At 45.0% G+C, this 23,694-nt stretch carries 23 protein-coding genes; 16 read left to right on the top strand and 7 right to left on the bottom strand.

Annotation, left to right across the window (positions count from 1 at the left end):
- Window positions 1-2 precede the first annotated feature (2 nt).
- Window positions 3-971: a KamA family radical SAM protein gene (locus GX089_07125; protein ID NLP02249.1), complete on the bottom strand. Its 969-nt coding sequence runs from the start codon at window positions 969-971 to the stop codon at window positions 3-5.
- Window positions 972-1,343: 372 nt separating this feature from the next.
- On the opposite strand from GX089_07125, the gene efp reads away from it, so the two are divergent.
- The 4 genes from efp (at window position 1,344) to GX089_07105 (ending at window position 4,430) form a co-directional block, all read left to right on the top strand.
- Entirely contained in the window at window positions 1,344-1,910 is a 567-nt protein-coding gene (gene efp / locus GX089_07120; protein NLP02248.1) for an elongation factor P, read from the top strand.
- Window positions 1,910-2,890, top strand: a complete 981-nt coding sequence (gene genX / locus GX089_07115; protein ID NLP02247.1) for an EF-P lysine aminoacylase GenX — start codon at window positions 1,910-1,912, stop codon at window positions 2,888-2,890. Before efp ends, genX begins: the two co-directional genes overlap by 1 nt.
- A 56-nt stretch (window positions 2,891-2,946) precedes the next feature.
- Window positions 2,947-3,348: a DUF2934 domain-containing protein gene (locus GX089_07110; GenBank protein NLP02246.1), complete on the top strand. Its 402-nt coding sequence runs from the start codon at window positions 2,947-2,949 to the stop codon at window positions 3,346-3,348.
- Between the two features lie 170 nt (window positions 3,349-3,518).
- The gene (locus GX089_07105) at window positions 3,519-4,430 is read left to right on the top strand and encodes a magnesium transporter CorA family protein (GenBank protein ID NLP02245.1); all 912 of its coding nucleotides are present in this window, start codon (window positions 3,519-3,521) and stop codon (window positions 4,428-4,430) included.
- Here the strand turns inward: GX089_07105 and GX089_07100 are convergent, their stop codons facing one another.
- Window positions 4,431-5,081 carry a redox-sensing transcriptional repressor Rex gene (locus GX089_07100; protein NLP02244.1) on the bottom strand — a complete coding sequence of 217 codons (651 nt, stop codon included), beginning with the start codon at window positions 5,079-5,081 and terminating at the stop codon, window positions 4,431-4,433.
- Window positions 5,082-5,647: 566 nt separating this feature from the next.
- On the opposite strand from GX089_07100, the gene GX089_07095 reads away from it, so the two are divergent.
- The gene (locus GX089_07095; GenBank protein ID NLP02243.1) at window positions 5,648-8,638 is read left to right on the top strand and encodes a PAS domain S-box protein; all 2,991 of its coding nucleotides are present in this window, start codon (window positions 5,648-5,650) and stop codon (window positions 8,636-8,638) included.
- Window positions 8,639-8,697: 59 nt separating this feature from the next.
- Here GX089_07095 and GX089_07090 read toward each other — a convergent pair whose 3' ends face one another.
- The 3 genes from GX089_07090 to GX089_07080 form a co-directional block, all read right to left on the bottom strand.
- Entirely contained in the window at window positions 8,698-9,117 is a 420-nt protein-coding gene (locus tag GX089_07090; GenBank protein ID NLP02242.1) for a DUF2267 domain-containing protein, read from the bottom strand.
- Between the two features lie 33 nt (window positions 9,118-9,150).
- Window positions 9,151-10,287, bottom strand: coding sequence for a bifunctional oligoribonuclease/PAP phosphatase NrnA (locus GX089_07085; GenBank protein ID NLP02241.1), 1,137 nt, complete (start codon window positions 10,285-10,287; stop codon window positions 9,151-9,153).
- Window positions 10,288-10,520: 233 nt separating this feature from the next.
- The gene (locus tag GX089_07080) at window positions 10,521-11,051 is read right to left on the bottom strand and encodes an OmpA family protein (protein NLP02240.1); all 531 of its coding nucleotides are present in this window, start codon (window positions 11,049-11,051) and stop codon (window positions 10,521-10,523) included.
- Between the two features lie 186 nt (window positions 11,052-11,237).
- Between GX089_07080 and GX089_07075 the strand changes: the two genes are divergently transcribed.
- The 6 genes from GX089_07075 to GX089_07050 all read left to right on the top strand — a co-directional run bounded on the left by GX089_07075 (window position 11,238) and on the right by GX089_07050 (window position 16,838).
- A complete protein-coding gene (locus GX089_07075) occupies window positions 11,238-11,888 on the top strand; it encodes a LysE family transporter (protein ID NLP02239.1) in 651 nt (216 codons plus the stop codon).
- 220 nt (window positions 11,889-12,108) lie between these two features.
- Window positions 12,109-12,447 carry a response regulator gene (locus GX089_07070; GenBank protein ID NLP02238.1) on the top strand — a complete coding sequence of 113 codons (339 nt, stop codon included), beginning with the start codon at window positions 12,109-12,111 and terminating at the stop codon, window positions 12,445-12,447.
- Window positions 12,440-13,612: a class I SAM-dependent rRNA methyltransferase gene (locus tag GX089_07065; protein ID NLP02237.1), complete on the top strand. Its 1,173-nt coding sequence runs from the start codon at window positions 12,440-12,442 to the stop codon at window positions 13,610-13,612. Before GX089_07070 ends, GX089_07065 begins: the two co-directional genes overlap by 8 nt.
- 346 nt (window positions 13,613-13,958) lie before the next feature.
- Window positions 13,959-15,206, top strand: a complete 1,248-nt coding sequence (locus GX089_07060) for a transcription termination factor Rho (protein NLP02236.1) — start codon at window positions 13,959-13,961, stop codon at window positions 15,204-15,206.
- Between the two features lie 27 nt (window positions 15,207-15,233).
- Window positions 15,234-16,037 carry a pyrroline-5-carboxylate reductase gene (gene proC, locus GX089_07055; GenBank protein NLP02235.1) on the top strand — a complete coding sequence of 268 codons (804 nt, stop codon included), beginning with the start codon at window positions 15,234-15,236 and terminating at the stop codon, window positions 16,035-16,037.
- Between the two features lie 21 nt (window positions 16,038-16,058).
- Window positions 16,059-16,838 carry a TlpA family protein disulfide reductase gene (locus GX089_07050; protein NLP02234.1) on the top strand — a complete coding sequence of 260 codons (780 nt, stop codon included), beginning with the start codon at window positions 16,059-16,061 and terminating at the stop codon, window positions 16,836-16,838.
- A 2-nt stretch (window positions 16,839-16,840) separates the two neighbouring features.
- Here GX089_07050 and GX089_07045 read toward each other — a convergent pair whose 3' ends face one another.
- Both GX089_07045 and GX089_07040 read right to left on the bottom strand, forming a co-directional pair.
- Entirely contained in the window at window positions 16,841-17,146 is a 306-nt protein-coding gene (locus GX089_07045) for an integration host factor subunit beta (GenBank protein ID NLP02233.1), read from the bottom strand.
- A 240-nt stretch (window positions 17,147-17,386) separates the two neighbouring features.
- On the bottom strand, window positions 17,387-18,496 hold the full coding sequence (locus GX089_07040) for a tetratricopeptide repeat protein (GenBank protein NLP02232.1): 1,110 nt from the start codon (window positions 18,494-18,496) through the stop codon (window positions 17,387-17,389).
- A gap of 267 nt (window positions 18,497-18,763) precedes the next feature.
- Between GX089_07040 and GX089_07035 the strand changes: the two genes are divergently transcribed.
- The 5 genes from GX089_07035 to dnaJ all read left to right on the top strand — a co-directional run bounded on the left by GX089_07035 (window position 18,764) and on the right by dnaJ (window position 23,694).
- Window positions 18,764-19,048: a co-chaperone GroES gene (locus GX089_07035; GenBank protein NLP02231.1), complete on the top strand. Its 285-nt coding sequence runs from the start codon at window positions 18,764-18,766 to the stop codon at window positions 19,046-19,048.
- A gap of 25 nt (window positions 19,049-19,073) precedes the next feature.
- Window positions 19,074-20,735, top strand: coding sequence for a chaperonin GroEL (gene groL / locus GX089_07030; protein NLP02230.1), 1,662 nt, complete (start codon window positions 19,074-19,076; stop codon window positions 20,733-20,735).
- A 105-nt stretch (window positions 20,736-20,840) separates the two neighbouring features.
- Complete coding sequence (gene hrcA / locus GX089_07025) at window positions 20,841-21,872, top strand: heat-inducible transcription repressor HrcA (protein ID NLP02229.1); 1,032 nt, start codon at window positions 20,841-20,843, stop codon at window positions 21,870-21,872.
- A 59-nt stretch (window positions 21,873-21,931) separates the two neighbouring features.
- Window positions 21,932-22,528, top strand: coding sequence for a nucleotide exchange factor GrpE (locus GX089_07020; protein NLP02228.1), 597 nt, complete (start codon window positions 21,932-21,934; stop codon window positions 22,526-22,528).
- A 41-nt stretch (window positions 22,529-22,569) separates the two neighbouring features.
- Window positions 22,570-23,694 (top strand): molecular chaperone DnaJ, encoded by a 1,125-nt coding sequence (dnaJ, locus tag GX089_07015; GenBank protein NLP02227.1) that lies wholly within the window; start codon window positions 22,570-22,572, stop codon window positions 23,692-23,694.

The raw sequence follows: 23,694 nt of genomic DNA, 5'->3' as shown, positions 1-23,694 counted from the left end.
GGTCAGAGGGGGATTTTTGAGCTCTCTCCGGGAATCTCCTGAACATATTTGGGTAAGCCGTATCCGCAAGTACATCGCAACATTTCCCCCACAAGTGACTTCCCTTTCTCAATTGCAACCTCAAAATGACTGCCACCTTTAACCCTGTCGAACTGGTGCAGGTAATAGGGTAATATTCCATGCTCAATCAATCTGAGGGAGAGTTCACGAAGTGTGCGGACAGAATCGTTTATTCCCTTAAGCAGCACAGACTGACTCAGGACCAGAATTCCTCTGCTGCGAATCTTTTTCAGAACTTCTGAACAGTCGTTCTGAAGCTCCTGCGGATGATTAGTGTGTATAACCAAAGTGAGTGTTTTCTTCTCGTTAATCACAGAAAGCATATCGAGCACCTGGTTATCAATTCGGGATGGAAGAGAAACAGGAACTCTCGTGTGAATTCTTAGTAACCGGAGGTGCTCCATCGATACCAACTCTTCAAATATTTCATGAAGCTTTTTGTTGCTGAGGCAAAGAGGATCACCTCCGCTTAAGATAACCTCATCGATATCCTTTTTTCCGCGTATATCTCTCCATGTGGCATCTTGCGGTAACTGCTTGATTTGACAGTTTTTTCTGAAGCAGAATCTGCAGTGAATAGAGCACACGGAACTTGACATAACAAGAATCCTCGATGGGTACTTTTGAAGTACTCCAGGTGCTATAAACGCGCTGCTCTCTTTGAGTGGGTCTTCAGAAAAACCTTCCATTCCTTCAGTTTCCTCTTCACGCGGGAGGATCTGAAGCAGCAAAGGATCATACCAGTTTTGCTTTACGATACGGTCGGCATAACTGAAGCTGGCTTTTAGAGGGAAAGAACCATCACATCCGATTCTGTACGGGGCATCTTTCCTTTTCAGGCCAAGATAGTTCAGTAGTTTATCGGTATCGGTAATGAATTCCCCCTGAGGGGGTTTAGGAATTGATCTCATTCTCTGAAAGATAAATCAGGGGATTCTTTATTATCGATTCCTGATCAGAGACACCGGTTTTTGTTCTTAAAATCGGGGTCGGCATCGGAATCGGTATTGTATGTTTTTCATTTTCGTTTTTCTGGATAGAAATCCTGAAATGTTTGTTCCTGATCCACAGCCTCGGTGACCCTTCTTGTACTCAGCGCAGACGATTCCTGTGCACGTTTGAGGTAATTCAGATATCTTGACATCTTGAATCACCAACTTCCTCCTTCCCAATATTTTATCCACTTCTAATTTTTCTTTTAAAATCAATGTCTCTGCTTTATTTTATCTACGTCACAAAACACTATTCAGGCATCACGCCGTAATCCTTACGGGAGGTTTTCTATGGGTATGGTGGATACAAGTCAGTTTCGCAAAAAGTTGAAAATCATAATCGATGGGCAGCCATGGATGATCGTGGAAAACGAATTCGTAAAACCAGGGAAAGGTCAGGCGTTCAATCGGGTTAAAATGAAAAACCTGATCACTGGAAGGGTGCTTGAAAGAACGTTTAAATCAGGTGAAACAGTGGAGGAAGCAGAGGTTATTACAACAAAGATGCAGTACCTCTACAACGATGGAACAAATTACGCTTTCATGAATTCTGAAAACTATGAGCAGATCGAAATTCCCAAAGATCAGATTGAAGATGAGAGCAGGTGGCTTCTGGATAACACTGAATGTGAGGTTTCATTCTGGGGAGACAGGGTGATTTCAGTCACACCGCCTACTTTTATGGATTTTGTCATTACTTATACCGAACCTGCTGTACGGGGAGATACTGCCACGAATGTATCTAAGAAAGCAACACTGGAAACCGGAGCCGTGGTCGATGTTCCACTTTTTATAGAGACCGGTATGAAAATACGGATTGATACCCGCACAGGTGAGTACTTGCAGAGAGCAACCTGATGGTACCGTTCCCAAATGAAAAAAATAACAAACCTTATACAATCCAGTCTGCCAGATTCCGTGCAGGAATCATCTGCAAGATAAGGGATTTTTTCCAGACCCGAGGTGCGCTTGAGGTAGAAACTCCGATTCTCTCTCATGCTGCATCTACAGACTGTCACATCGATATCTTTAAAACCCGCTTTGAACCATTCCCCGGATCTTCTATAAAGGAGGATGCTTTTTTACAGACCTCACCTGAGTTCCATATGAAACGGTTGTTGGCTGAAGGCTTCCCTGACATTTTCCAAATCTGCAAAGTGTTCAGAAATGGTGAAGTGGGACGGATTCATAATCCGGAATTTACTCTTCTTGAATGGTACAGAAGAGATTATGACATGTATAAAATGATAGAGGAAACGGCTGAGCTGTGTACTTATGTTCTGGGGAATTACAGGATCCAGATGAAAACTTACCGTGAACTGTTTGTTGAACGCACGGGGATTGATCCTCTTGAGACAGAATGTGCTGAGATCTCTCTCTTCTGCAAGTCAAAAGGTATAACTCATCCGGTGTTTGATACCCTCACCGATGCCTTACAGTTTACCATGTCAGAAATCATTGAGCCGCAACTTCCGAAGGACACTCTGTGTTTTATCTATAATTTCCCGGCAGACCAGGCAGTGCTTGCTCTCCTGGATAAAGATGATCCCTCTGTCGCCAGGCGTTTTGAGCTTTATATAAATGGTATGGAGATTGCAAACGGCTTTGAGGAACTGACTGACCCTGAGGAAAACCTCAGGCGTCTTCAGGAGCAGAACCAGAAGAGGAAGACAATGGGAAAACCAGTAATTCCTGAGGATAGCCGTTTCATTGAATCTCTTGAAGCCGGACTCCCTCTGTGTTCAGGTACTGCTCTGGGAGTAGACCGGCTGATTGCAATAGCATTAAAATCTGAGAGTATAGATGACACAATTAGTTTCAAATGGGAGATTAGTTGATATTTTAAATTTTTGAAAAGGACGAAAATCCTGCAAATTTTGCTAATCCTCATTGAATTAGGCTATTTTTTAATTTATACTTAATCTCTGTTAAATTGATCTGCTATTCACAAAAAATAATAGAGATAACCCCATTAAAGGAGGCAGAAGTGGACATTCGCAGTAAAATTGAGAAAAGAGCTTATGAGCTTTTTCTCGCTCGTGGTGCGCGCCATGGATATCACATGCAGGATTGGGAACAGGCTGAAAAAGAAGTAATGGCCGAAATAAATGCCCAGCAGAAAACACAGAAAAAAGCAGAGCCAGAGCCAAAGGCCGAACCGAAAGTAGAACAGAAGGTGGAACAGAAAGTAGAGCCGAAAGTGGAACCGAAAAAAGCTCCTGCTCAGAAAGAAGTGGAACCGGAGCAGAAAAAGGCTCAGCCTGCGAAAAAGAGAGCTGCTTCTAAAAAAAAGTAGCGATTTTTCCATTCAGTTAATGATTTCGGGGACTGCCTGAAAAGCGTCCTCGATTATTTTTTCGAAAATTCTGTCTGCGCTTCAAGAACTATGATGACTTCTGTGTCCCTGAACTGTAGAATATATCAGCATCAGAAGTTTGCGCATCTCATTTTCGGAGGGACACCTTGCTGAAAAGATACGATTTGCATGACGGGACAATAGTCTCCTCAGAAAATGAAGACAGCAGGATACTGGTTTTTGTAAGTCCGGAAAAAGAAGAAATAAATTTCCTCACGACAACGTTTTCTCTTGATGAACATACCTTGTACTCTGCTCTCGATCAGGATGAATTGTCAAGACTTGAATTCGAAAGCGACCATTTTTGCGTTATCTTCAAGAGACCCCGTAACTATTCTTCTGTTGAGCAGTTCCTCTTCAAAGTCTCCTCTTTCGGACTCTTTGTTTTTAAAGACAAAATGATTATCCTTATCTCGGAGGATCTTCCGCTGTTCGATGGAAAACAGAATTACAGGGTAGACTCAATGATCGAGGTAATGCTGAAGATCTTCTACAGGTCAATTGCCCATTTTCTCCAGCACCTCAAAGTGATAAACATGGTCTCTGATGAAATAGAGCAGAAAGTAAACACCTCGATGGAAAACAAGTATCTGATCCACATGTTTACACTTGAAAAAAGTCTGGTCTATTATCTCAATGCTATAAATTCAAACGCAATGGTGATAGAGAAGATCAGAAACAATGCAGCCAGGATAGAACTTACCCATGAAAATATCGAACTGCTGGATGATATTATAATCGAAAACAATCAGTGCCTGAAGCAGACAGAAATCTACTCCAATATTATCTCGAACCTTATGGATGCGCGGGCATCGATTGTCAATAATAACCTGAACAGTCTGATGAAAACTCTGAATATTTTAACAATTGCAATAATGGTTCCCACTTTCGTGGTCAGCGCCTTTTCGATGAATGTTGCCATCCCCCTGCAGAAAAACCCTTTTGCATTCTCAATTGTTATGGGGCTCTCGGCAACTGCGCTGTTTGCCTCTCTTATCTTCTTTAAATACAAACGATGGTGATTATTCCGCCTGCTCAGGGCCGGAAGTGCATGCCTTTTCACTTGCGTTTACATAGTAAATCAAATTCTCGAGTTCCAGTTCAAGGTTCACATTGTTTACTATGCATTCTCCGGATGTCTTAAGCTGGATCGGAGCGAAGTTTAAAACACCCTTGATTCCTGCCTTGACCATCAGGTCAAATGTCTGCTGAGCCGCCACTTCCGGAACGCTGATTATCCCGATTTTTATCCCGTTGCGTTGTACGTATCTTTCCAGCTCATCAAGAGGCAGAATCGGTACCGCCAGTCTGGAATCCTGTTTTGAGGGATCTATGTCGAATGCTGCGACTATCTTTATCCCCTCCTTCTCGAAACTTCTATACTTTAACAACGCACTGCCAAGGTTACCTGCACCTGCCATTATCACTCTCTGTGTCTCAGTTTTCCCAAGTATCTCATTTAGCTTGCTGATAAGGGAATCGATCTGGTAACCACCGCGTTTGTTCCCGGATATTCCAAAAAGTGAGAAATCTTTGCGGACTTGCGCACTTGTCACCCCTACAGCATCTGCCAGATAATCAGAGTAGATTTTCAAAAAACCAAGAGTTTTAAATCGGTATAGCGCGTTTTTGTACCTCGATAAGCGAAGAATACAGTTTTTGTTCGTTACCATTCTTACCCTTCCATCTAATTATCAGTCTATTCACTTAAAATATACCAGAATGATAACTGATTTAAAAATAAACATAAAATGACATCATAAACCAGGTAATAACATGCAAAAATATGTAATACAGGGTATTTATATGCGCCGTCACCAGGCCGGCAACAGAATCAGAATCCGGGTATTCGTCTGTAATATAACCTGAAATCCATTTCTACCGATAGTCTGTGTAGCTGCTTGATGGTGGCAGAGGGATTCATGCTTTGGGGACAATATTGTATCTATCCCAATACCGACTCTTCTCCAGTCAGCAGAACAAACGGTATCAGAATACGAACAAAGCAATCTTTTTCCCCGGGTAAATCAACAGATCATCTCTCAATTCGGTTAATCAGTGGTAACCACATTTGGTTAATCAAAGTCGTTTGCTTACCGTGAAGTTTAAATTATTTTACACCATACTTGTTTTTTCAGGCTGTCATTGGTTTTTCGCGGCACTGTCTTTAAGAGCCGCTCCGGTATGCAATCTCCTCAATAATTGCCTCTTGTTAAAACCGGCATACCGGTGTCATTAGTTGAACGATCCCGAAGATTTACCTTTTGTTTTAAGCGTTTCGCTTGAAAACGGAGATGGTATGAGAGTGCGAAATGTAGATGATTCATCTTCCAGCACAGGGGCAGAAGCGCAATTGTCTATGGAATGCGATGAACTGAAGCAAAACCTCACTTCTGCTCAGAACATGCTCTCAACTAAAATCAATGCAGAAGATATTTTACTTCTGGATAGCGCCTTTCCTGGAAAAATCAGATCGGGAATGGATGAGCCCACGAAAGCTTCTTCTCTGGTTCTGAAGAATAAAAGTATCACTGAACTGAATGAAATATTCAACCTGATTGCCGATCCTGTCTTTATTCTCGATAGTGACGGTAAGGTACTGGCCTGCAGCAATTCAACTATCCAGCAGTATAATTTCAGGACGGGGATAAGCGTTTTTAAACTAATGGATGAGCACGATGTTAAGATTCTCGAACCGGCACCTGCTGCAGAACTGTTAAAAGAAGCTAAAAGTAGAAAACTGGAAAATGTACAGATAAATCTCATAGCTAAATCCAGGGTACTTGATGTTGTATTCTCCTCATCTCCATTTACAATAAATAACAACGAGTCTGTCATAGTAGTTACCTTCCGCGATGTAACAAACCGCACATACCTTGAGAATGCTCTCCAGGAAAGTGAATCCCGTTACCGTATCATGGGAGAGATGATACCCTTCGGGGTTTATTTCTGTGATAAAAATGGCGGGCTGAAGTATGCAAGTTCCTCTTTCCTGAATATGATTCAGATGACAATGGAAGAGGCGCGGGATTTTGGATGGACAAGGAAAATGGTGATAGAGGATTCTGGCCCTATTATAAACCGCTGGTTGGCATGTGTAAAAACAGGAGAAGAATGGGAAGCCGAGCCAAGATTCATCAGCTTCGATAATTCTGTTGTCACTATTCTGTCCCGGGCTCGTCCTATAAGGGATAGAAATGGTGAAATATCCGGCTGGGCAGGCATTAACCTTGATATTACAGAACGAAGACGGATGGAGGAAGACCTCAGAAATATTGAATGGCTCCTTACGAAAGATCTTGAGTGTTCAAATTCTGCTGCTTTTGCCGACCCTTACAAAGAGATTGTAGATAAAAACACTGCCGGTGAAATCCTGAGTTCTACAGGCGAGGACTTTCTTCAGGAAATAACATGTGACTACCTGAGCATACTTGAAACATCTGGAATAGTCATGGAGCAAAACGGTTTGCCGGCAATTACCTTTTTCCGTTCTGAGTGGTGCAGGTTTCTTCACAGTGCTTCAAAAGCGCTCTGTGGAGAAATGCCTTTACGTGAGGCGATGAACTGCGGCAAATGGCTCTGTCATCAGAGTTGCTTTAAACAATCTGCTCAGGCGGCACTTGACTCAGGATATCCTGTTGATATCGAGTGTGCAGGTGGTATCCGTATCTATGCTGTTCCGGTGAAAGCCGGAGGCGAAAAAATAGGGGCAATCAGCTTCAGTTATGGTGATCCTCCCAAAGAAGACGCAAAGCTGAAGGAGATCGCGGCCAGGTACAATGTAGGAAGAGACAAGTTGTTTCTTATTGCCAATGCATATAAGTCCCGGCCCCGGTTCATAGTTGAAACCTCTAAAAACCGGCTCCATTCTTCAGCTCGTAAAATCGGTACAATAGTAGAAAGAAAAAGGGCTGAAATCGCTCTGCAGAAAGCATACACGGAAATTGAAAAACGTATCGAGTCAAGAACCATTGCACTTACCAGAAGTTACGAACTGCTGAAAGAAGAGATCAGGGTAAGGATGAGAGCAGAGAAGGAGTTTTCACAGAGAAATGATGCGCTCGAGGCAATCTATGCAATGGCAACAGCTTTCTCTGCCTCTCTTGAGGCCACGATAGACCAGGGGGTTTTAAGTATCTCTACTATGCTGGATGTGCCGGTTGTGGCACTGGCATGCATAGGAAAGGAGGATTTTAAATCAATCTCCCAGATTACCGGTATGGAACTGATACACATGCACTCTGTGCAGATCGACAAGCATCCCTGCGGGATTGCCTACCGTGAGCAGCGTTGCTGCCAGATTTCCAGTTCCTTCAGCCGTCTTTACCCTGTATATGCCAAAGATTTTCCCGATATGCAGAGCTATGTGGGTATCCCCATACTCAATAGTAAAGGACAGATACTGGGAACGATCTGTGCCATCGATAAAAAAGAACATGTTTTCGATGAATATGAGATTCACCTTATAGAGATATTCGCACGGTACATTGGAACTGAGATCGAGCGAAAAAACATGGAAAACCAGCTCCTTCAATCTCAGGAAATGAAAATGCTCGGTCAGCTTACCTCCGGAGTTGCCCATGAGGTAAGAAATCCTCTCAATGGTATTCTGGCGATAACCGATGCACTCAGTAAAGATCTCGGAGAAAACACCGAGTATCGTACCTATATAGAACACATCCGCAAACAGGTGATCAGGCTTTCAGACCTTATGAGAGATCTTCTTGACCTGGGCAGACCAGTGGAGCGCTCCTCTCTGATGCCTACATCTGTAAACTGGCTGGTTTCTGCTGCTGTCAATATGTGGCAGCACTCCTCCAGCCATGGCGAGCGTCAGGTCCGCCTTCAATCATCCAAGGCATCGGAGAAACTGAAAATCTACGCTGAACGGGCTAAAATGGAGCAGGTAATCATTAACCTTCTTGAGAATGCCTGCAGTCACAGCAGTCCCGACAAGGAGATAGTAGTGAATGTTCAGGATGCGGATGGGAGTGTAATTATTCAGGTTATCGATCAGGGTACAGGGATAAAGCCCGAAAATGTGGAACATCTCTTTGAACCGTTCTTTACAACCAGGAAAGGTGGGACCGGACTTGGTTTGGGAATTGTAAAGCGAATAGTTGAGAGTCATGGAGGAGTTGTGGAGATCCGCAACAATCTCTCATTTCCAGGTGTGACTGCTGAGATCAGACTTCCAGTGATAGAAACCGGCAGTGATGAGAGGAGTTAAGAGTGTTTATGGTTACGGGAGGGACTTTTTTTGTGCCCCTCCCGACAGAATTTAATATTTCAGCTCCAGAGTTCCTTTAACTCATCAGGCATCATACCCTTTACATCCTTAATCTCCCCTTCAGTCACTCTGTGCCTCAGCACTTTAAATACGGCCTTGGTCATCGCCTTTATATCTGTTTCCCCATTGTAACGTTCTTGAATACGGGCCAGGAATTCATCGAGATGTCGATCCTTGATGGGGTTTCTTGATGGAACCCATTCATCGTAGTAGATACCCCTGATAAGAAGAGGCAACTGTGACCCAAGATCGGCTGCCTCATCGACAGTAAGTCTGTCCCTCAAAGCCAGAAGAACAGAACGCAGTGCCATGTAAGCGATGCGCCTGCTGTCGGTGTTAAGCTCCATCATTATTTCCTTCAGCCATATATCAGCTTTCTGCACTGTAGTATCGAAGGTTTCTAGTCCTGTCCAGGTCATGGCAACACTCCTTTTGCTATTAAAGAAAAGAATTCAGAATGCGATCTTCTGGCTTAACGGCTCAGTATAGAGAGCATCCTGCCAGCTCAATTTAGCCCTGTCTTTGGAGCATAGCTTTTCATAATAAGTAACTGCATCGATAACTCCGGAATTTATGCCCTGCTTTTTGATTAAACTCTTCCTGTGTGTTGAAAGCAGGTCGACTGCAGCATCGAGTATTTTTCTGAGAGATTTCTTCTTGCTGGCAATGGTAAAACCTGCAGCGCTTTTGTGACCACCACCTCCAAACCTTTCTGCCAGTTTCGCCACATCGATTCCATCTTTGGACCGAAGGCTGACCCTCCAGCTCAAATCCTCTCTCTCCCGGAATAAAACAGCCAGTTTCACACCCTGAATAGAACGGATCTTTTCAGGCACCTTATCCGCATCGGCATCACAGGCTGAGGCCCTCAGGAAATCTTTACGAGTCAATGATGTCCAGGCTATCTCTCCACCCTCTATAAAACGGCAGCGTGACATGCAGATCCCTGACAGCAGTGCTGTCTGCCTGGAGGTAACCCAATAGACGGTTTCAGCAAGTTTCTGGAAATCCAGACCGGTCCTGATTAACTCAGCACAGATCTCAAATGTGCGGGAGCGGATTCCGGGGAGGCGAAAAGAATTCGTTTCTACTATAATTGAAGTAAGAACATTCTGCGCAATTTCATTGTTGATTAAAACTCCAAGCTCTGAAAGCAGCTCATAAACCAGTTCGCCCGCTGAGCAGGCATCTGAGTCCACCATAGAAAGATCTGCAAAAGAGATTCTGGACCGATGGTGGTCGATTTCGATGGTTTGCGCAGCCCGCTTAAAGTAAGCGTAAGCCGGCCCCATCATCTCCTTGCTCCCGCAGTCAACCGCTATCCCCAGATCAATCTCCCGGGACACACTGCCAACCAACTGCTTTGCACCAGGGAGCGTCCTGTAATTGTTTGGTACCGGATCGGTACAGAGCATAAATACTCTCTTCCCCAGACTTTCCAAACCAAGTCCAAGGGAAAGTATTGCCCCCATCGAATCCCCATCAGGGTTGCAATGACCACAGATCAGTACACTTTTTGCCCCCTCGATAGCCGCCTTTATCAGTTCTAAATTGCGGATGGCCCACATCTGATTTGCTATAACTGGCATGAATAGCCCTCTGTGCGACTCTGTCAAATGCCGCTTTGGTATGAGTAAATTTGTTGATGCTGCTTAATAAAGAAATAGCAATCAGAATGCCATTTGCCGTTTTGTAAAATACGCGGTTTGAGTAGATTCTTTGGTGGTTCGGATGGAGAAATATTCTCAAATTGAGAATCTTCAAAAAAAAGCACGGGTTTTTATTACCCGTGCTTTTTACTCATTACATTATGTATAAGATGTTATTTCGATAATACTTGCCAGTCAACCCGGCGATTTTGACCATGACAGTAGTCATCACTTCCGCAATTGACCGATACAGGGCGCTCCTCACCAAAAGATGTAACATCAATACGATCCAGGCTGATACCATAGGAGGTCAGATAGTTACGCACTGATTTGGAGCGGTTCTCACCCAGACCCATGTTGTACTCTGATGAACCACGCTCATCAGCGTGCCCCTGCGCCAAAAGCCTTACAGAAGGATGTTCTCTTAAAAATGAGGCTATCATTTCAAGACGGCTTATAGCATCATACTTTAGATCCGATTTGTCAAAATCAAAATATACTGGCTGTAAAAGCTCATTGAGTCGGCCCGAAATATCTTCCACTACCGGCTCCGGTGGAGGAGGAGGCGGTGGTTCCTCAACCACTACGGGGGGTGGAGGAGGGGGTGGGGGTTCTTCAACTTTGGTAACTTTTTTCTGGCAGCCGACAAATGCGAGACTGGCTGTTACCAGGGCTACCCACATTGGATTCAGAAACTTTGTCATTGTACCTCCCTGCATTTGGGGTATATATAGTGTGGAATACTCTACAGGAATTATATTCTCACCGCAAAACTAAAAATATTATGTGAATACAAATCGTGCAAGGTTTTGGCAAGTGATTTGAAAATCGGTCAATTTCCAATGCAAACCTGAAAAATGATTTTCGGGAAATATTTTAATGGAATAACTATGATTTCTACCTTTATTACATCTTTCACAATCGCCCTCTCCGGTGCACTGATGCCGGGGCCTCTGCTTACAGCAACTGTATCAGAGAGTGCACGTTTCGGCAAAAAAGCCTCTTTTATCCTTGTTTCCGGGCATGCCTTTCTGGAAATCCTTCTGGTTCTTTTCCTTTTCATGGGTGCTGCTCCGTTGCTTTCCAGTAAACCTGTCACTATTTTCACCGGGTTTTTCGGAAGTGTTGTTCTGATCTGGATGGCAGTCGGGATGATCCGTTCTCTGCCCTCTTTATCCCTCAAAGAATTATCCGCTCCTTACAAAAAGCAGCACAAACTCTTTTTAGCCGGGTTGCTCCTCAGTATTGGAAACCCCTATTGGAGTGTCTGGTGGATAAGTATTGGCATGGGGTATATTCTTCAGGCTTATTCCAGAGGTCCTTTGGATGCAATCGCTTTTTTTTTCGGGCACATTCTGGCGGATTTCCTGTGGTATGTAACAGTGGGCATAATAATAAGTAAAGGCAAACAGCTTTTCAGCGACAACTTTTACAGGATACTGATCGGTTCATGTGCCGCTTTACTTGTTCTGTTTGCGGTACTGTTTACTTATCGGGCACTGCGATTAACAAACCTGGTTTACTTTGTGTTGCTTTTGTGATATTTTTAGAGGGAAGTAATCTCTCTTGAAAAAAAGTATTCTTCCTCTGGTAGAATATTCATTCAAACCTCCTCCACCATGACCTGATTTTTTTCAGGGCGAAGGTGTTGCAGTGTATCCGGTCTGACCGGGATACAAGAAAGCTCAAATTATGCGATCTCCGGAATCTGGGAAAAACAAACGAGTGCTTTTTTTGGATGACGAGCCGAGCATTATAAAGATGGCTGAAAGCATCCTTCGGAGCATTGGATATGAGGTCAGAGGAGTTTTATCCGGTGCTGAGGCGCTGAAGGTTTACAGAGAAAGAAGAGAAGCCGGAGAGAAATTTGATTTCCTGATTCTCGATTTGACAATCAAAGGCGGCATGGGGGGGCAGGAGGTGCTTGAGATATTGAACCGGGAATTTACCGATATCAAAGCAATTGCTACAAGCGGATATTCCAGTGATCCTGTTCTGGCAGATCCATCTCGCTATGGCTTCAAAGCCGCAATAAAGAAACCTTATACCCGAAACGAGATCGGGGCTGTTCTGGGGAGTATTGGCGGTTGCGATGTTTGAAGTCTATTTGAAAGCCGGGCGGGACAAACCAGTACGGATGGGCCATCCATGGATATTCTCCGGAGCAATATCCAAAGTGGGGGGAACTGGAGAAAATGGCGGGCAGTGCAGGGTTTTCTCTCACAACGGAGAGTGTCTTGCCTTAGGATATTATAATCCGCAATCTGCTATCAATGTCCGTATCCTTTCCCATCACAATGAGAAATTTGATTCTGATACTCTTAAGTTCAGGATTGCCAGAGCTGTAAGTGCCAGGAAGGCAATTCTGGACAATGAGACGGATTCCTGCCGGCTTGTAAATTCCGAGGGCGATTTTTTACCGGGGCTGATTGTAGACAAGTATTCCTCAGGACTGGTGATCCAGATTCTTACTGCCGGCATGGAACTTTTCAGAAACAGTATTATTGATATTTTAAACCAGGAACTCTCTCCGGCTTTTATTTACGAACGGTCCGACACTGATGCGCGAAAGCGGGAGGGATTGGCGGAAAGCAGCGGGATTCTTACAGGGAAAGTGCCTGAGAATCTTCTGTTAAGTGAAAACGGTTTGAAATTCAGGGCTGATGTGGAATCTGGTCAGAAGACCGGTTTCTTTTTTGATCAGCGCCAGAACAGAAACCTCTTGAAAAGGTATGCACTCGACAGACGAATGTGTGATTGTTTCTGCTACAGTGGTGCCTTTTCGGTAAATGCGCTTTCTGCAGGTGTTAAAAGTGTTGACCTTGTGGATATATCCAGGCCTGCACTGAGGTGGGCTGAGCAGAATGTACTTGAAAACGGATTCTCAAAAGAGAAAGTGAATTTTATATCCTCAGATATTTTCAAGTACCTTCGGGAATCCGACAGAAAATATGATCTTATAGTGCTGGATCCTCCAAAGTTTGCCAGGCATCCCGGAGAACTGAGAACCGCCTGCAGAGGATATAAGGATATTAACCTCATTGCCATTAAGAAAATAGAGCCGGCGGGGATTATTTTTACCTTTTCCTGTTCAAACGCGGTTGACCCCAAACTGTTTCGTCAGATAGCTTTTTCAGCCGCTTCCGATGCAGGACGGCAGGTGCAGGTTTTGCATGTACTGTCTTCCGGGCCCGACCATCCTGTCAACATTGCTCACAAGGAAGGGGAATATCTGAAAGGGTTGGTATTGAAGGTTCTGGAGTGAGATGAAAATAATCAATTCGAGATTGCGTAATAAAATACAGGTAAAAAAAACTTGACAACGATTCCGCTTTTGATGATTTTATATCAGGAAGTGAAGACGACGCTTCCTTTCAACCCTATTTGACCTCGCGTTTTACACCAGTTCAATTGGGCAATCCATTCTAAGGTTTCAATTGAGATTTGCATTCAAGTAATTCTGTGAATATCTGATGTAAACAGTGAGTAGATAATCTTCATGAAAGCATCGTTGTAAGTTCTTCAAACTTAAGAAAAATTCCAGATACATAAGTGTTGTTTTTTTGATAGATAATTGCTGTAAACTTTTTCCATTCAATCGAGGTGTATGAATGAATGTTGCTGAACTGAAGTCAAAATCAATGACTGAGCTGAACGATCTGGCTGCTACCTACAATGTAGGGGAGCATCGCAATTTGCGACGCCAGGAACTTATCTTCAAGATCCTTCAGGCTGAAGCCGCTCAGAACGGGCAGATGTTTGCCGAGGGAGTGCTGGAAATAATGCCTGATGGTTTCGGATTTCTTCGCTCACCTCTCAATAGCTATTTAAGTGGTCCCGATGATATCTATGTGTCACCTTCACAGATAAAAAGATTCTATCTGAAAACCGGGGATACAGTTTCAGGTCAGGTCCGTCCTCCCAAAGACTCCGAGAGGTATTTTGCTCTCCTTCGTGTGGAGATGGTGAACTTTGAGGACCCGGAAGAGTGTAAAAAGAAGATTAACTTTGACGACCTCACGCCTCTTTTTCCCAACGAGAGATTCAACCTGGAGTACAATAACAAAGATGTCGCTACCAGAATCATGAATCTCCTGACTCCTATCGGGAAAGGCCAGAGAGGATTGATCGTCGCACCTCCGCGTACCGGAAAAACAGTCCTTCTTAAAAGCATCGCCAACGCTATCCTGCATAATCATCCTGAAGTTTTCCTGATCGTACTGCTTATCGATGAACGTCCTGAGGAAGTGACCGATATGCAGCGCTCTGTCAAGGCCGAGATCATAAGTTCCACTTTCGATGAGCCGGCTGAAAGACATGTCGTGGTTGCAGAAATGGCCATCGAGCGTGCCAAGCGTCTTGTTGAGCACAACCGCGATGTAGTGATCCTGCTTGACAGTATAACCAGGCTGGCCAGGGCTCATAATACAGTGGCTCCCCACTCTGGGAGAATTCTCTCCGGTGGTGTGGATTCTCAGGCTCTCTACAAACCAAAAAGATTTTTCGGAGCTGCCCGAAACATTGACAATGGCGGAAGCCTTACAATCATCGCTACCGCTCTGATAGAAACCGGAAGCAGGATGGACGAGGTGATTTTCGAGGAGTTCAAGGGAACCGGTAATATGGAACTTGTTCTCGATCGTAAGATCGCCGATCGCAGAATCTATCCCGCGATAGATCTGATGAGATCCGGAACCCGTAAAGAGGAACTGCTGCTGTCTGAAGAGGAACTTAACCGCATGTGGATACTTCGTAAATTCCTGGCTACCATGACTCCTGTGGAAATGATGGAATTTCTGATTGAAAAGATCAGCAGCACCAAGACAAACAGAGAATTCCTGGATGTTATGAAAAGCTGAGGATTTGCCTGACACTGGAGGAGAGATATGAGAGTCGGTGTTTTAGGTACCGGCAACATGGGATCTGCCCTGATCAACGCGTTTCTGTCAAAGATCAGCGGTATTGAAATATTGGCTTTCGATCAGAATCAAAAAGCTTGTGAAAAGCTCGAACATTCTGTAAAGATACTTCCTCCCTCTGACTGGTTTTCCGGAGACAGGACTACATCGGCCGTGATTGTGGCAGTCAAGCCCTCCGATGTTGCATCTGCTCTAAACCTGTTTTCCTCCGTAAAAGAATCCGATCTTCTGAAACCAATATGGATTTCAATAGCTGCAGGTGTGAGCATTTCAACGTTCCGGAAATCACTCCCATCCGGTGCGAGAATCTGCAGAGTGATGCCCAATACACCGGCGCTTGTCGGTGAGGGAATGAACGCCTATTCTCTTAGTGTCAATTGCAGTAAAGATGACTCTGGCATAGTAGAGAAGCTCCTCAGCGCCTGTGGGAAGGTCCTTTCTGTCCCGGAAAAAATGCTTAACGCGGTAACCGGGCTTTCGGGAAGCGGCCCTGCTTATGTTTTCCTTTTTATCGAAGCCCTTATTGAAGGTGGTGTCACTGCCGGGCTTCCATACGAAATCGCACGAGAATGCGCTCTGCAGACTGTTGTCGGATCTGCCGGGATGATCATCAAAACCGGTGAGAATCCTTCTACTCTTAAATCTAAAGTCATGTCTCCGGCGGGGACGACTGCAAGTGGTCTTCTTGCCCTGGAGGAGAACGCTTTTAAGCATGCTGTGATCTCAGCGGTTGTGGCTGCCACCAGGCGATCAGAACAGCTTGGATCATAAGTATTCAGAAGAGGTTTATTAGTGAAAGCCAGAATCCTTGCCCTGTTGATTTTCCTGGTTTGTTTTCAGCCTGTTACCGGCAATACCGCATTGCTTCCTCCCGGTTCGGCTGCACCAACATTCTCTCTTCCCGCGCTTAACGGTGATCGTGTCAGTTTGCGTGTTTTCTGCGGAGACACTCTGATAAAGCCACACATTAATTCTGTAAGGCAGGTCGTTGTTCTGAGCTTCTGGGCGACTTACTGCAAACCTTGTCAAAAAGAGATGCCTGAACTGATGAGGTTTTCCAAAAAACACAAAGATGACAGTGTAAAGGTATTCTGCATAAGTATCGACAAAGAGGGTGCATCGCTTGTTTCCCCTTTTATCAAAGAAAAGGGATATAGTATCCCGGTGCTTCTGGATCCTTACAGGAAAACAGCGCAGAGGTATGGTGTAGAGGCACTTCCGGCTTTGTTTGTAATCGATCCTTATGGAAAAATTGCATTCTCTGCTATTGGTTATGATGGTTCGGAACCGCTTGATGTAAAGCTGGAGAGAATTGTTTTGGAAGTAAGGCAGGGAAAAAAAGTCGAAATCGGTTATTCAGGAGAAACTGTTAAAATTGAGGGAGAGAGCATCCCCGAACAATTAAAAGTGATTACACCAAAGACACGGTGGGATGCGATTGTGAAAGTCGAATGTGGAACTCCTCTTGATAGTGTAGCGTCAGGTCTGGGTGTCTCTGCAGAACAGGTTCGTTCCTGGTATGAGGATTTGAAAAAAGCTGCTATATCTCTCTGGTCTGATTCGCCCGAATAAGTCTATTTTTGCTCTGCTGTCTCTGCCCAGAGTGAATCGTTTACTCTTTTTCTTAATTCCTTTGATGCCTCAAACACCGGTTTAAAACCTGCTTCCACTTCTATGTACTGGTTAGTACGGGGGTTGCGTGCGATGCGCGCTTTCTTCTGCTTGACTTTGAATCTGCCGAAGCCGCGTATCTCGATATTGTTACCGTTCTGGAGTGCCTTGGCAACTGATTCCAGGAAGCTCTCCACTACTATCTTTGTATCAACCTGAGTCAGGCCGGTGCGCTCGGAGATTCTTTCAACAAGATCCTTTTTTGTGATATTTCCCATGAAATCCCCCGCTGATGAGCCGCGCTGGAAAATGTAGAAAAATGGATGAGATCAGGGTTTTTTACCTCCTGTCCGGAAAGATTTCCAGGGAAGGAGCATGATTTAGAATACAATTACTGTTCGGCAAAAGCAAGAACTTTTTTTATAACTCTATGAAAAAAGCCATCTTAAGGATTCCATCCCTTCAGCTGCTCCTATACTGGAATACCTGTCAGGAGTGATAGCAAGGACTTATTCGGATTGAGCAATTAGCCGGATTTTCTGCCTTGCGATACTGTTCAGATCATCAATGCTGAGTATCCTGTGGTAGGTCTCTTTTGCTTTGTCAAGCAGTTCGAGTTTTTCGTATGCTACTGCAAGCTGCAGGAGTATTCGGGTGTTGTTCTGATCGTTCTTTACAGCCTGCTCGAAATATCTGATGGCTTCTTTGAGCATGCCGTTTCTCATGCAGATCAATCCTATTTTAAAATTTGCCTCAACATGCCCGGGGTATTGTGTTACCGCTTTCTTGTACTCCTCCAGTGAAAGGGCAGTGTCATTGATTAGTGAGTAGTAGAGTTCACCAAGATTATAGCGCGTGTTGAAATCATCAGGGTTTATCACCAGAGCGGTCTGGTAGGATGCCTTTGCCAGATCCGGTTTTGACAAGTAATAGTAGACCATGCCCAGCCGTGAATGACTTTTTGCATGGAGGGGATCAATCTCGATCGCCTGAAGGAGCAACATTCTAGCTTTCAGGTAATCATTAAGTTGCATATAATAGCGTGCCATCTGATATAAAGCCTCTACATTAGATGAGTCAATTCTCAGGGCTTGCTCCAGATAATCCAGTATCTTCGGGGATTTTGGCCTCAGGGAGGCTTCGATCTGGCCCAGAAAACAAGCAGATTTTGCAGAAGTGGGATAGCGGGAGAGGCATTCTGAGAGACTGCTTATGCTTTGCTCCACATGGCCGGAATAGTAAAGGGCAATGCCTCTTCGGGCACAAACTTCAGCTGCAAGGCTCTCAGGAAGCTGCTGCTTCTCGATTAAAAACTCATATTGCTCCAGAGATTCCTCATAGTGTCCAGATTCCAGATATGCGTTTGCCAGGTCTTTGCGTACCTGAAGATCGTACTTCCGCAGAGGCATTATTCTTAAAAGGTGAGGGATTGCTTTCTCAGGCGTTCCGCTGCGCATGTAGCTTTGGGCGGTAAAGTGATGAGCTTGCAGGTCAATGGGGAGCAGGTCAAGGTTTTTTTGACTGGAAACGGTGGCAGATGATTTCTTAATTCTAATGTAGTGGTATCCCCATGAGAGGCAAATGAGAAGAACGCTTGCGCTGAGGGATATCAGAGTCACTTTCTTAATCAGGTGTAGTTCAGAAGAAGATAGCTTTGGTTTAGGGATAAATTTAAAGCCTGGCATAAGCGGTCTGTTTTTTGCTGGCAAATAGATGCCCGTGGTACTGATCCACTTCTTTCTTATTCCTTCAGTATATCATTGAAAGGGGCTCAATTCCATAAAAAAGTATTGACAGTTTTTTTCCCGGGTAGTAGTTTAATAGCACTCGCCAAAATAGAGTGCTAATACCAATATGGAAATTTAACCGTAAAAGGGAGGAGCTTTATGAATGTGAAACCTTTGGCAGACAGAGTTGTTATTCGTCCCTTGGAGTCTGAGCAGAAGACTGCGGGCGGGATTATTATCCCTGATGCTGCAAAAGAGAAACCGATTAAGGGTGAAGTAGTGGCTGTGGGTCCGGGGAAAGTCACAGAAAGTGGACAGAAGGTAGAGATGAGCCTTAAGAAAGGTGATGTTGTTCTTTATGGGAAGTATTCCGGTACCGAGATCAGCATCGAGGGTGAAGATTACCTGATTATGAAAGAAAGTGACGTTCTGGCTATAGTATAACAATCATCAATGGAGGATTAGGCTTATGGCAGGTAAACAATTGGCGTTCGATATATCGGCTCGTGACAAGCTCCTCAAGGGGGTTGACAAGCTGGCTAATTCTGTAAGAGTCACTCTGGGTCCCCGCGGGCGCAATGTGGTGCTCGATAAAAGCTTTGGGTCTCCCACTGTCACAAAGGATGGAGTGACTGTGGCCAAGGAGATTGAACTTGAGGACAAATTTGAAAACATGGGCGCACAGATGGTTAAAGAGGTAGCCTCGAAAACATCTGATGTTGCTGGTGACGGGACTACTACCGCAACTGTGCTTGCGCAGATTATTGCCCGGCTGGGTGTAAAGAATGTCACTGCCGGAGCGGAGGCGATGGCGGTTAAAAGAGGGATAGACAAAGCGGTAAGGGCGATTATTGAGCAGCTTGGAAAAGACTCAAAGCCCATTTCCGGAAAAAAGGAGATCGCCCAGGTTGCAACAATTTCCGCCAACAATGATACTGAAATCGGTAATCTTATCAGTGATGCGATGGAGAAGGTGGGAAAAGATGGTGTGATCACTGTTGAGGAGGCAAAGGGGATTGAAACCAGTCTGGATGTAGTTGAGGGTATGCAGTTTGATAGAGGATATGTTTCTCCCTATTTTGTCACCAATTCCGAAACAATGGAATGTGTTCTGGAGAATCCCCAGGTTCTCATTTATGATAAGAAAATAAGTGCCATGAGAGATCTTCTTCCTTTGCTCGAGAAGGTTGCACAGAGTGGGAGGGCCCTTCTGATCATAGCTGAGGATGTGGAAGGTGAAGCTCTTGCTACACTGGTAGTAAACAAGCTCCGCGGCACTCTCAAGATAGTGGCTGTAAAGGCTCCCGGTTTCGGAGACCGCAGAAAAGCCATGCTTGAGGACATTGCGGTACTTACCGGTGGAATTGTGATCTCAGAGGATGCTGGTTTTAAACTGGAGAACACTACTGTTGATTCCCTTGGCTCGGCCAAGAGAGTTGTAATTGATAAAGAAAACACAACCATAGTCGAGGGTGCTGGAAAGAGTGCGGACATCAAGGGTCGTATTAATCAGATCCGTAAACAGATCGAAGAAACCACATCCGATTATGACAGGGAAAAGCTTCAGGAGCGTCTTGCGAAGCTGGCCGGTGGAGTTGCCGTCATTAATATTGGTGCGGCTACCGAGACAGAAATGAAAGAGAAGAAAGCCAGGGTTGAGGATGCTCTTCATGCAACCAGAGCTGCAGTAGAGGAAGGAATTGTGCCTGGAGGCGGTGTGGCTCTGATCAGGACATCGAAGGTGCTTGATGACCTGAAACTCGAGGGTGACGAAAAAGTCGGACTCGAAATTATCAGAAGAGCAATTGAGGAACCCCTGCGCATGATCGTTGCAAATGCAGGCCTGGAGTCTTCAGTGGTTTGCAATGAAGTCAAGAAGGGAAAAGGCGCCTATGGTTTCAATGCATACTCAAATGTCTATGAAGATCTTATGGAAGCCGGTGTAATAGATCCGACAAAAGTGACCCGTACTGCGCTGGAGAATGCAGCCAGTATTGCAGGACTTGTGCTGACAACTGAGTGTGCTATCGCCGAAAAACCCAAAGAGGAAAAAGAGATGCCTGGTCCCGGTATGGGCGGTATGGGTGGCATGGGTGGTATGGGTGGTATGGGCGGCATGGATATGATGTAATATTCATGCCGGTATCCCGTACTATCATAATTGTTTCAGGTGATGCCATAGGGGCTTTGATGCCTCTGTGGCGTTCCATATTTTTATACTTATTCCGGAAAATATATGGAACGTGAAGAATTGACTGAACGAGAGCATCAGGTATTGGATGCTGTAGTCAGGAATTTCATTCTGAGTGCTGCTCCAACAGGCTCCCGATACATTTCAAAACTGAAAGGCTTTGACCTCTCTCCGGCATCTATTCGAAATGTCATGTATGACCTTGAGGACCGGGGATTTATAACCCAGCCTCATACTTCCGCAGGTAGAATCCCTACCGACAAAGGATACCGGTACTATGTCGACCGGATAATGAAATACACTGAGATCTCCGATGATACAAAGGATCTGATCAGGAACTCAATGGTCGCCATAGACCAGTCGGACCTTCATCTGCTGCTGGAAACGGCCACCAGAGCGCTGAGTCGTGCAACTAATCAACTGGGGGTGGTACTCGCTCCCCGATTGAGCAAAGGGATACTGAAACAACTGAATCTCTTTCATGTCGATGCAAACCGTTATGTCCTCAATGTTGCACTGGAGTCTGGTTTTGTAAAGACTGTAGTGGTTGAATTTGAAACCGAAATTCCTCAGGACAGGCTTGAGCTTGCATGCAGAATTATTTCCGCAAAATTTGCGGGAAAAGCTCTGGAAGAGATAACAATTGATGATGAGAAGGTTTTCGGGGATGTGCCTGATCTGGAACTGGGAATTATCCGCCTGCTGGTCCCCTCTATACGCAAGCTTCTATGGAAAGATGAAACTGAGGAGGTCTTTGCAGATGGTGAAACCAATGTAATGCTTCAGCCTGAGTTTTTCAACAGGGAGAATGTCGGAGCTGTTATAGAGATTCTTGAAGAGAAGAAGATGTTGGTGCATCTGTTTGAGACACCTGAGGACCAGGGAAGAGTTTTTATTTCCATCGGTGAGGAAAACCGTCAGGACCAACTCCAGTCTTTCAGTATCATCAAAACCGGTTATCGGGTTGGTGGTATGGTGGGTAGTCTGGGGGTAATTGGTCCGAAGAGAATGCCGTATCCATTTCTTGTTTCAGCTGTGGAATATACGGCAAAAGTATTGGGAGAATTGCACTCATAGCAAGTTTCCCTTTATGTATTTTACTGCAACCTCAAAAATAGCAAAAGGGGATTTTTCCTATGGCTGATGAAAAAAAAGATAAAGAGCAGGAACCTCAGAACTCAGAAAAAAGCTCGGAAATGGCCAAAGAGGTTCAACCTGCTGCTGATACCGGAGCAGCCGGAGAGAGTGAACAGGAATCTGTAGATACAGTTGAGGATCTGAAGCAGCAGCTTGATCAGATGAGCGACAGATATATCCGTTTGATGGCTGAATTTGACAATTTCAAAAAGAGGGTAAGCCGTGATTATGAGCGGCTTGTCGAATCGGCAAACGAAAAACTGGTTGGTGAATTGATTGAGGTGAGGGAGACTTTCGAGCGTGCGCTTCGCAGCAGCGAGTCTGTGGAGGAGTGCAAGGGAATACTGGAAGGAATGAAGTTGATTTATACTAAATTCGATTCGGTTTTAAGCAAAAACGGACTGGAATCTTTTGCTGAAGTAGGTGAAGTTTTTGATCCTCAACTGCACGATGCTCTGATGAAGATGCCTAGCGAGAAGATCCCCGAAGGTGCCATTGCGGAGATTTATGAAAGTGGATATCGTCTTAATGGTAAAGTCATTAAGCACGCCAGGGTAATTGTGTCAAGCGGAAAAGAAACTCCGGAAAAAACCTGAAGGCAGTACTCTGAACAGATTGGAGTTTAATAAAACAGGCCATGGCTACCAAAGCTGATTATTATGAAATTCTTGGTGTACCCCGCAATGCCAGTGAGGATGAGATAAAGAAGGCTTACCGCAAGCTGGCTGTCAAGTATCATCCCGACAAGAATCCTGGGGATAAAACCGCAGAAGAAAAATTCAGAGAAGCTACAGAGGCTTATGAGGTGTTAAAAGATGCCACCAAGCGCTCCCAATATGACCAGTTTGGGCATGCTGCTTTTCAGAATGGCGGTGGTTTCGGCGGATTCGGCGGTTTTGGCGGTGGTGGTTTTGGCGGGTTTGATATTTCAGATGCACTGCGGGCTTTTATGAATGATTTCGGAGGCGACTCGGTTTTCGCCGATCTTTTTGAAATGGGTGGCGCGAGGGGGCGCAGAGGAACTTCTTCTGCTGGTTTCCGGGGCAGCGATCTTCAGATCAGGCTCCCGTTGACACTTGAGGAGATTGCTTCAGGTGTAAAGAAAACCGTGAAAGTCCGCCGTAAAGACCGCTGCTCCACATGTGGTGGAAGTGGTTCCAGGAGCGGCAAGCGCAATACCTGTCCGAAATGTAACGGAACGGGGCGTGTTCGTCATGTGGCAAGCTCCTTTTTTGGTCAGGTGATTCAGGAAAGTGTCTGTCCTACCTGTAATGGGCAAGGGTATGTTCTTGCTGATATCTGTCCGGCCTGCAGCGGTTCCGGTCTGGAAGCTTCTGAGAAGACCGTATCTGTGGATATCCCCGCCGGGGTTTCAGAAGGCAATTATTTAAGTGTGCCGAATATGGGGGATGCAGGTCGTAATGGAGGTCCTGCAGGTGACCTTATAGTGGTCATTCAGGAAAAACCACACAGTATCTTCAAACGCCATGGAACCGACCTGGTCTGCGATCTGGATATCTCTTTTTCCGAAGCTGCACTGGGTGCCAATAAAACCGTTCCGACTATCAATGGCAAGGTGAATCTGAAGATACCGGCTGGAACACAATCTGAAAAAATCTTCCGGCTCAAAGGCAAGGGGTTGCCTGCTCTTCATAGAAGAGAAAACGGCGATCAGTTGGTGCATGTCCATGTCAGAACACCGGAAAAGCTGGGGAGAGCGGCTAAAGAGCTCTTTGAAAAACTGGCTGAAATCGGAATGTGA

Origin of the sequence: Fibrobacter sp., from assembly GCA_012523595.1 — a bacterium.
In the GTDB taxonomy this organism is placed as follows: Bacteria; Fibrobacterota; Chitinivibrionia; order Chitinivibrionales; family Chitinispirillaceae; genus JAAYIG01.
This window is presented reverse-complemented; position numbering and strand designations above follow the sequence as displayed.

What these genes read in the sequence shown, in the direction of transcription:
- GX089_07125 (NLP02249.1), bottom strand. Translation starts at nt 971, where the DNA reads ATGAGATCAATTCCTAAACCCCCTCAGGGGGAATTCATTACCGATACC.
- efp (NLP02248.1), top strand. Translation starts at nt 1,344, where the DNA reads ATGGGTATGGTGGATACAAGTCAGTTTCGCAAAAAGTTGAAAATCATA.
- genX (NLP02247.1), top strand. Translation starts at nt 1,910, where the DNA reads ATGGTACCGTTCCCAAATGAAAAAAATAACAAACCTTATACAATCCAG.
- GX089_07100 (NLP02244.1), bottom strand. Translation starts at nt 5,081, where the DNA reads ATGGTAACGAACAAAAACTGTATTCTTCGCTTATCGAGGTACAAAAAC.
- GX089_07090 (NLP02242.1), bottom strand. Translation starts at nt 9,117, where the DNA reads ATGACCTGGACAGGACTAGAAACCTTCGATACTACAGTGCAGAAAGCT.
- GX089_07085 (NLP02241.1), bottom strand. Translation starts at nt 10,287, where the DNA reads ATGCCAGTTATAGCAAATCAGATGTGGGCCATCCGCAATTTAGAACTG.
- GX089_07080 (NLP02240.1), bottom strand. Translation starts at nt 11,051, where the DNA reads ATGACAAAGTTTCTGAATCCAATGTGGGTAGCCCTGGTAACAGCCAGT.
- GX089_07075 (NLP02239.1), top strand. Translation starts at nt 11,238, where the DNA reads ATGATTTCTACCTTTATTACATCTTTCACAATCGCCCTCTCCGGTGCA.
- GX089_07070 (NLP02238.1), top strand. Translation starts at nt 12,109, where the DNA reads ATGGCTGAAAGCATCCTTCGGAGCATTGGATATGAGGTCAGAGGAGTT.
- GX089_07065 (NLP02237.1), top strand. Translation starts at nt 12,440, where the DNA reads ATGTTTGAAGTCTATTTGAAAGCCGGGCGGGACAAACCAGTACGGATG.
- GX089_07060 (NLP02236.1), top strand. Translation starts at nt 13,959, where the DNA reads ATGAATGTTGCTGAACTGAAGTCAAAATCAATGACTGAGCTGAACGAT.
- proC (NLP02235.1), top strand. Translation starts at nt 15,234, where the DNA reads ATGAGAGTCGGTGTTTTAGGTACCGGCAACATGGGATCTGCCCTGATC.
- GX089_07035 (NLP02231.1), top strand. Translation starts at nt 18,764, where the DNA reads ATGAATGTGAAACCTTTGGCAGACAGAGTTGTTATTCGTCCCTTGGAG.
- groL (NLP02230.1), top strand. Translation starts at nt 19,074, where the DNA reads ATGGCAGGTAAACAATTGGCGTTCGATATATCGGCTCGTGACAAGCTC.
- hrcA (NLP02229.1), top strand. Translation starts at nt 20,841, where the DNA reads ATGGAACGTGAAGAATTGACTGAACGAGAGCATCAGGTATTGGATGCT.
- GX089_07020 (NLP02228.1), top strand. Translation starts at nt 21,932, where the DNA reads ATGGCTGATGAAAAAAAAGATAAAGAGCAGGAACCTCAGAACTCAGAA.
- dnaJ (NLP02227.1), top strand. Translation starts at nt 22,570, where the DNA reads ATGGCTACCAAAGCTGATTATTATGAAATTCTTGGTGTACCCCGCAAT.